General features: G+C 35.4%; 2 protein-coding genes and 11 tRNA genes. All 13 read right to left on the reverse strand.

All coding sequences use genetic code 11. The features are described from left to right. Nucleotides 1-450 precede the first annotated feature (450 nt). The 13 genes from DEX24_RS15370 to DEX24_RS15440 all read right to left on the reverse strand — a co-directional run bounded on the left by DEX24_RS15370 (nt 451) and on the right by DEX24_RS15440 (nt 8,676). A complete protein-coding gene (locus DEX24_RS15370) occupies nt 451-5,877 on the reverse strand; it encodes a Cna B-type domain-containing protein (protein ID WP_109307285.1) in 5,427 nt (1,808 codons plus the stop codon). Nucleotides 5,878-6,082: 205 nt separating this feature from the next. Beyond that, nucleotides 6,083-6,370, reverse strand: coding sequence for a hypothetical protein (locus DEX24_RS15375; RefSeq protein ID WP_109307286.1), 288 nt, complete (start codon nt 6,368-6,370; stop codon nt 6,083-6,085). A 1,238-nt stretch (nt 6,371-7,608) separates the two neighbouring features. Further along, nucleotides 7,609-7,691: transfer RNA gene (locus tag DEX24_RS15390), tRNA-Leu, on the reverse strand. 24 nt (nt 7,692-7,715) lie between these two features. Further along, a tRNA-Cys gene (locus DEX24_RS15395) sits at nt 7,716-7,789 on the reverse strand. A 20-nt stretch (nt 7,790-7,809) separates the two neighbouring features. Further along, nucleotides 7,810-7,884: transfer RNA gene (locus tag DEX24_RS15400), tRNA-Gly, on the reverse strand. 20 nt (nt 7,885-7,904) lie between these two features. After that, nucleotides 7,905-7,979: transfer RNA gene (locus DEX24_RS15405), tRNA-Gln, on the reverse strand. 4 nt (nt 7,980-7,983) lie between these two features. After that, nucleotides 7,984-8,059, reverse strand: a tRNA-His gene (locus tag DEX24_RS15410). Between the two features lie 50 nt (nt 8,060-8,109). Next, nucleotides 8,110-8,185, reverse strand: a tRNA-His gene (locus tag DEX24_RS15415). A 28-nt stretch (nt 8,186-8,213) separates the two neighbouring features. Further along, a tRNA-Trp gene (locus DEX24_RS15420) sits at nt 8,214-8,287 on the reverse strand. Nucleotides 8,288-8,302: 15 nt separating this feature from the next. Beyond that, nucleotides 8,303-8,386 (reverse strand) — tRNA-Tyr (locus DEX24_RS15425). A gap of 9 nt (nt 8,387-8,395) precedes the next feature. Further along, a tRNA-Thr gene (locus DEX24_RS15430) sits at nt 8,396-8,471 on the reverse strand. A 13-nt stretch (nt 8,472-8,484) separates the two neighbouring features. Continuing rightward, nucleotides 8,485-8,560 (reverse strand) — tRNA-Phe (locus tag DEX24_RS15435). A 39-nt stretch (nt 8,561-8,599) separates the two neighbouring features. Continuing rightward, nucleotides 8,600-8,676, reverse strand: a tRNA-Asp gene (locus DEX24_RS15440). Nucleotides 8,677-8,721: the final 45 nt, after the last annotated feature.

Raw genomic sequence — 8,721 nt, forward strand, 5'->3', positions numbered from 1 at the left:
TACATACTGACATCATTATACCTTTTAGTTAGGCTATTTGTATGCTTTCTTCTATGTTGGAAAACAATACTTACTTTCTAGTGTCTATATTACTTGTATAATAATTGTGCCTACTTCAATTACTAATGCGCTTAGGAGTCCAAAAACAATTTTCATTTTCATATTAGCCACCTCTTCATCGCTCTATATTATTCCATTAATATGTCAGCTATATGTTAACATCTAGCTTCTTTTACACATATAAAGTAATGAAAGAGATTAACATGATGACGTGACTTGATGGCAAAACAAATAATAGAGGATGAGCCCTTTTATATGAGTGAATTTAGCTCCATTTCCTCTATCATTATTTGGCGTTCTTTCTTATTTAATAGATACAAAAAACTTCAATGCACTATTCGCATTGAAGTTTAAGATATCTTCTTATAAGCCTTTTATACTCTATTTACCTTAAAAAGATTTACGTTGTCTTCTCTTAGTAAATAACCAAATCGATATCATAATTAAAAGAACTCCACCTGTTCCATACCACCAAATAGCTTGTTCACCTGTTTGTGGTAGGAAGCCTTTTTTAGCTGTTTTTTCTTTTATGATATCATCGGGATTACCCAGATTTAAACCATGAAGTTTTAAAGGATTCGTCGTTGGTAACTTGTTTTTAGAAAGTATATTGGGAACCGTCCCCAAGCTGTTCACTGAATCTATATTTGGTAGATTCGGTTTCAGCGGATTAAGCGGAACTATTGGATTAATTGGGTGTAATGGTTTATTCGGTTTATTTGGTTTTACAATACTGCCCGATTTTCCCGTATATTTATTCGTAATTATCATACTACCTATATTTGATTGATCGATTTTCACTGTATACCCTTTAATCGTTGTTTCTTCTTTTATCGTGTACTTAATTTTCTGTCCTTTACTTCGTTCATCTAAATTTTTCCACGTATGACGCCATTTATTGTCATCATTTAATTTTACTTTACTGCCTTGTTTTTTCCCATTGGCATATAGTTGTACCGCAATCGATGTTGGGCGTTTACCATACTGATCTTTGTTATCTTCCCAACGTTTAATCGCAGTAGCGCTTGTTTTACCTGGCGTATACTGATTCGTAATCGTATATTTCTTAATAGCGGTTGTATAGCCACTCACATGATTCTCTGTGACGGTATATGCGATCAGTGAACCATCACGATATTTCGGTAATTGAGCGAATGTGTACTGCCACTTATCTTTTGATGTTACTTGTTGCTCATCAATTTTTTCACCATCTGCTAATAGATTCACCGTAATTTTTGATGGACGTTTGCCATCTTGATTATTGTGATCAGCCCATTTTTTTGAACCCTTTATATCAACTTCTTCTGGTATATATTTATTCACGATAATAAATGTACCAGGTGTTGTTTCATTATTAATATCCACTTCATATGCATTTGGTACACGGAGTTCTTTCACATGATAGTCAATCTTTTTACCATCTTTCATTTCATCTAAATCTTCCCATGTGTAGACCCAATCATTTTCTTCATTTAGCGTTACTTTTTCACCATAGGGTTGATTATTAGCATACAATTGTACGTCAATACTGTCCGCACGTTTGCCATCTTGATCTTCTTCATCATCCCAGAATTTCATGACGGTTCGTGCTGTTTTACCAGGCGTATACGCGTTGGTAATCGTCGTATCGTCCACCGAAGTAGAGTAATCCTTCACAAGTTCTTCCGTTACTTTATATTCAATTTCAATACCTTGATCATATTTTGGTAAATTGGTGAATTCATATTGCCAATTCTCATCCGCAGTCACTTCTTTTTCAGCCACTAATTCACCATCACCAATTAAGTTAACAATCACTTTACTTGTTCGTTTTCCATCTTGGTCATTCGCATCATCCCATTTTTTCTCGCCGCCTACTTCGACTGTTTCCGGCGTATAATTATTGGCAATGACAATAGTACCAGGCGTCGTTTCATTATCCAATACTACTTCGTATTCAGCCGGTGCACCTATTTCATTTGCTGTATACACAATGTCTTTACCAGCTTTTCTTTCATCTAAATCTTTCCACGTATAACTCCAGTCATTCTTTTCATCCAATTTCACTGGTGAACCTAATTTATTGCCATCTTCATACAATTGAACATCTATGCTTTCTGGACGAATGGCATCCTGATTATTTTGGTCATTCCAAACCTTTAATACCGTACGTGCTGTTTTACCAGGGGTATATGAATTTAGAATAGTTGTGCCATCATAAGAAGTAGAGTAATCCTTTACTAATTCTTCCGTGACATCATATTCAATTTCTACACCCTTTTCATATTTCGGTAAGTTCGTAAATTCATAGGTCCAATTATCATCTGCGGTGACAATTCGTTCATCTACTTGCTTCCCATTTGCCAAGAGGTTAACGATGACTTGTTCCGTTCGCTTCCCATCTTGGTCATTGGCATCACTCCATGTTTTTTTACCTTTAATCGCAATTTCCGCAGGTTTATGTGTATTTTTGATGTCTTTGCCATCAATTGCCACGGTATACCCTGGTATTGGTTCTTCTTTTATTGTGTAAATAATCTCTTTTCCTTCTTTATTCTTCGGTAGATCAGTGAATTCATATGCCCATTGATCGAGTGCCGTAACAGATTTTTGGTCTACTTTCACACCATTCCCATATAACTCCACAATTATTTCCAGTGGACGGATACCATCTTGATTTTCTCCATCTACCCATGTTTTTTGCCCTTTGACAATCGTTGTTTCTGGCTTGTAACTATTTATCACATTAAAACCATTAATCGTTGTTGTATAACCTGGTACTGGTTCTTCTTTTACTGTATATTTAATTTCTTGCCCTTCATCATACTTCGGTTGATTTTTAAATTCATATGCCCAATTAGTTGCTGCCGTAGCCGTTCTTTGTGCGACAATCATACCATCGCCATATAAGTTAACACGTATTGTTTCTGGGCGAATTCCATCTTGATTGTTGCCATCCTGCCATTTTTTCTCACCGGCAAGATCAACCGTTTCAGGTGTATGCTTATTGATAATATTTTGATTGTTAAAGATAGGTGTATACCCTTCAATCGGCGTTTCTTTCACCGTATATTTAATAAGATTCCCATTTTTATATTTATCTAAATTTTTAAATTCATATGTCCATTCATCTTTTTCAGCAGTTGTTTTATCTCCCGTTGCTACACCATCTGCAACTAATTGAATTTCAACTGAATCTGGGCGAATACGATCTTGGTCATCCTGATCATCCCATGTTTTTTTACCCGTCAATTCTGTTTTTTCTGGTGTATAGCTATTTGTGAGGTTTGTACCATTTATTACCCCATCATATCCTGGAACTGGATCCTCCGTCACTGTATACACAATTTTTTTACCGTCTTGATTCACTGGTAAATCAGTAAACTCGTATTTCCAATTATCGGAGGCACTCACCAATCGCTGATCAACTAATACATTATTAGCCATTAGATTCACTTGGATCTGATTTGGTCGTTTACCATCTTGATTGTTTTTATCATTCCATGTTTTTTCGCCATTAATTTCTGTCGTATCTGGTACACGGATATTTTTAAGAATGATTGTCCCCGGAATCGAACTAGAGTCCACTTCCACCTTTGGATAACCCGGTACATTTGCTTCTCCTACTGTATAAACAATCTTTTCACCATTCTCATTGACATCTAAATCTTGCCACGTATGGGTCCAATTATTCTTTTCTGTAAGATTTTCTTTATTACCCGTTGCCACACCATTTTTATATAACTCAACCGCAATACTTTCTGGACGTTGTGCATCTTGATTTTCTTCATCTTCCCATATTTTAATAACCGTTCTTGCCGTTTTATCCAGTGTTTTAGTATTTCTTATATTATTGCCTTCTTGTGTCATAGAATAATCTGGAATTAACTCCTCTACAACATCATATTCTATTAATTCACCATCTTCATACTTTGGTAATGCATCAAAACTATAAGACCATTTACCATTTGTATCTGCTTGAACTGTTTGTTCTTTGACTATATCACCATCTGCTAATAATATAACTTTTATTTCTGTTGGTCTTATGCCATCTTGATCGTTTTGATCGCTCCAAATTTTTTCTCCCATGATTTCCGTTAGCTCTGGAATATGTTTATTCGTAATAGTAAACACACCATTTGGATTTTCCACTATACTCATCGTATAGTTTGGTATTTTTTCTTGTTCTTTTACAGTATATTTAATTTCTTTACCATCTTTTGTTTTCGGTAGTTTTTCCCATGTATGACTGTAATTATCACCCGCTGTTAATTCTTCCTCCAAATATTTTACCCCGTCTGCCAATAAATCTACCATTATATATTCAGGACGTAATCCATCTTGATCTTTATTGTCATCCCATTTTTTTATGACTGAAATAGTCGTCGTATCCGGACTATTTTTTAGTGTACCAATATTGATTACTTGATTCGTTCCTAAATCTTCTGTCTTCACTTCAAAATATTTTTTATCTGTAGTTAACTGATAACCTGTAGGAGCTTTTGTCTCTTGGAAATAATAATTACCTGTAATTAATTTATCTGTTTTGACAACACCATTACGATCCGATGTGAGGTTTTCTTGGTATTTGACATATTCACCTGATCTACTAAGGCGGTACAAATCAAATATAGCACCACTTAATCCTGTATTTGTTGTTGCATCTACTTTTTTCATCTCAACACCAGCAGTAGCTCCCGTTATTGATCCTGAACCCGTTGACCATTGTAAAGTACTTTCCAGTGTCCAACTCTCTGGAGGACCATTTTTATAATTAATCGTAATCATCGCACTATTTTTAAAATCACGGTCTTCAGGAACATATTCTAAAGGTTTTGTATAATATTCAAGGCTATATTGGCGGAAAACATCATTATTATCATTAGCTCTTTTTTCAAAATCTCGTATAGTCGGTAAAATATTCATTTTAAAACTTTCATAATACTTACCAACTGGATTTTGTTTCATATTCATCCTTGATTGAGGCACATCTTGATAAGAGAAGCTAATCTTATTGTAAAATCCTTTTTCATACCCATATGCATTGGGACGCCCTTTTTGAAAAAAACCAATTGGAATAAGCTCTTGGTCCACTGGCTTATCTTCAATTGTAATAGAATCAATTTCGTCAAATGACGAAGCACGTCCTAAGAGTGTTGATTTCCCAAGTGAAATATCCCAGTTCATTAATTTGGCGGGCGTATCAAATTCTCCCGTAATTGGATTTTTTAATACTTCATTTTTAAATTCTCCTGTTTTATAATTATTTGTTGGATTACCAGCACCGGAACCATCTCCTCCTCCTCCACCACCTTCTTCAACTTTTGGGATATCCACATTAACGATTTTATCCGGGGGAAATTGTAATGCATTATTCCCTTCCTTTATAAATCTTTCGTTTAATTTGTATTGTAAGTCAAAAGCTCCTGTCACACTAGAATGTGTCGACACATAATTCGTCGTAAATTCCATACTAATATAATAAAAGCTTGTTGAATTTCCTAATATTTTAGCGAAAGCAACAACTTGACCATTATTAGACAATTCGAAAGCAAAATTATTTACAATAATAAATTCTTTCGGAATTGAAAAATTTAATACATCGCCCTTATTGTACTTACCATCAGGAATTTTCCAATCATAATGTAATTTATAAGTTTTATTCACTTCCATCGTGCCACCATTAACAATTGTTGTATTCTCTGGTGTTTTCATTTCAATATTAGTCACATATGGATCCCCATTAAAATCCAATGCATCTGCCTTCGGTACAAAAAAATCCATGAATAACGTACTTGCAATAAGAAAACTACAAAAGATACTAATAAATTTTTTCATATTATCCCCCTTTTAAAAGAACTTAATTAACAAATAATAGTGAATATTAATGTCATATAGGTGTATTCCCTAATTTTTATAATTTAAAAGTGTTTTTATAATTTGAATATAATAGAAAAAAAATAAAATACCGAATAGACCACTTTTAAAAAGTGTTTTCTATTCGGTATTTCGATTCAGATTTAAATTCCTCAAATATATTAGGTTACCTCATATTTCTAAGGCTATTTTTCTGCTCTTCTTGTAATTTTTTAATGAGATCATTTGCCCAAACAACCGGCTCTCTTTTTCCAGGAATAAGTGTTTGTAATTTCAATAAATCCCGTAGTTTTTGATTTTCTATCGAATCTTGCATCTGTTGTTTAGTTGGGACACCCTGTTGAATATCCAATGAACTTGCCTGTCCAATTTGTGATTGGCCACTCAGAATCAACGCAAATAAACCAATGCCTACCAATGCACCTGAAGCCATTTTTAATACTGATTTTTTCATATTAAAGTCTCCTTCCTATTAAATTATAAAACTTAATACGATACATCATCTTTTGCACTACGCACATAACCAAGAATACACCTCATTCCCTCAATGAAATGATTCAAACATATCGGCTAATTTCTTATGTGATAAATATTTTTTCTTGTCCTGTTACTTTTGATAACAAGCTAGGCTTGATGATCAAGGGATTAACGGTAAAATGATAACTCTTTCATTCATAATATTTCTTGTGTTTAGCTCATGCTCTACTATCTTACTTACATGATTATTTTACTATTATTAATTTTTTTATCTACTTAAATAAGGTTTTATTGATATGTATATGTTCTTTTTAAATTAATGCCCATTGTAGAATATCATCAGTGTATTTTGCAAGAGTAAAGTACATAATTTGCTCATTCCATTGAAATGAAAAAAGTATTTTCTTCATTAGACATTCTGATTTAGCTTCTTCTCTGAATTGAAATTCCTTTTGAAACAGCTCATCTAAAAATTGAGTAGAATTTTCAAAAGGGATGTCTGTATATATTTCATTCATATCAGCTAAGCATAACTTATTTCTGGATTTAGTGACCGCAGTGACCATGTTATCAATTCGTATTTTTCTTAGTATGCCGTCTAACTGCTAAAATATTTTCCTGAATCCATATAAAAGACATTCTTGATTTTCAGCAGGTAATGGAATTGAATAAGCATCATTACTGAAAGACAGTGAATATCACGACACTTTCCAACTTGTACAGCTTACATTAATCCAAAACCTAACTATGCTTCTGCAGGCGGATGTAAAAACATAGTTTTATCTGTGGTTTTATGTTCAATATCTTCTCTACCTTCGCACCGTTCTTTAATAAAGTATGAGACGATCCGGGACCCTTTGAAATTTAAGGTTTCTAGTTCAGCATATATCCTTTTGTTTATTTTCCGTTCTTTTTTGCTCTGTGTCAAATGTTGAGGTGAATGAAATTGGAATTTCATTCACCTTTTTTCATTTAGCCCAGATGTAAACCAACTTCTTTAACTATCGAAATCGTATTTTCATTCATTTCAAACTAAAAAGAGCGAGCCACGTTTCATAAATGAAACGCAACTCGCTCAAATTAGTCGACTCTTTTATTCAATTGAATATCTTCACCAACGTCATTTGACAAAGAGCCTTAAAATAAGTATTAACCTATTATAATAAGAACAAAAAAACAGCCCTTGAATAATCAAGGACTGTCTCATATGTTAGATACCGATGGTCGGGGTCGAACCGACACTTCACAAGGAAACACGATTTTGAGTCGTGCGCGTCTGCCAATTCCGCCACATCGGCACAATAGTATGTAAAAGTAAAAAATGGAGGCGGCAACCGGATTTGAACCGGTGGTAGAGGTGTTGCAGACCTGTGCCTTACCACTTGGCTATGCCGCCATCACGATATTAAAATAAAATGGAGCGGAAGACGAGGTTCGAACTCGCGACCCCCACCTTGGCAAGGTGATGTTCTACCACTGAACTACTTCCGCATTGCTATAAAAAATAAAAATGGCTGGGGAACCTGGATTCGAACCAGGGCATGACGGAATCAAAATCCGTTGCCTTACCGCTTGGCTATACCCCAATAATGGGGCGACTGAAGGGAATTGAACCCTCGAATGCCGGAATCACAATCCGGTGTGTTAACCACTTCACCACAATCGCCGTAATAATAGATCTTACTATATTTTATTGAAAAACTATAAATAAAAAAATGGGGCGACTGAAGGGAATTGAACCCTCGAATGCCGGAATCACAATCCGGTGTGTTAACCACTTCACCACAATCGCCATAATTTTAATTTATATAGTATTTAATTGGCAGGGGCAGTAGGAATCGAACCCACACCAAAGGTTTTGGAGACCTCTATACTACCTTTGTACTATGCCCCTGTAGAAATGAAAAAATGGTGGAGAGGGGCAGATTCGAACTGCCGAACCCTAAGGAGCGGATTTACAGTCCGCCGCGTTTAGCCACTTCGCTACCTCTCCGAATAAATCTGGTGCCGGCGAAAGGAGTCGAACCCTCGACCTACTGATTACAAGTCAGTTGCTCTACCAACTGAGCTACACCGGCATTAAAATTATTATGGTGGGTCGGGACGGAATCGAACCGCCGACACTTAGAGCTTCAATCTAATGCTCTACCAACTGAGCTACCGACCCATAATAAATTTATTCTTAGCTTATTCATTTTATAAAAAATGGCGGTCTGGACGGGACTCGAACCCGCGACCTCCTGCGTGACAGGCAGGCATTCTAACCAGCTGAACTACCAGACCATTGGTTGCGGGGACAGGATTTGAACCTGCGACCTTCGGGTTATG

Origin of the sequence: Kurthia sibirica (assembly GCF_003143975.1) — a bacterium.
GTDB classification, from domain to species: domain Bacteria; phylum Bacillota; class Bacilli; order Bacillales_A; family Planococcaceae; genus Kurthia; species Kurthia sibirica.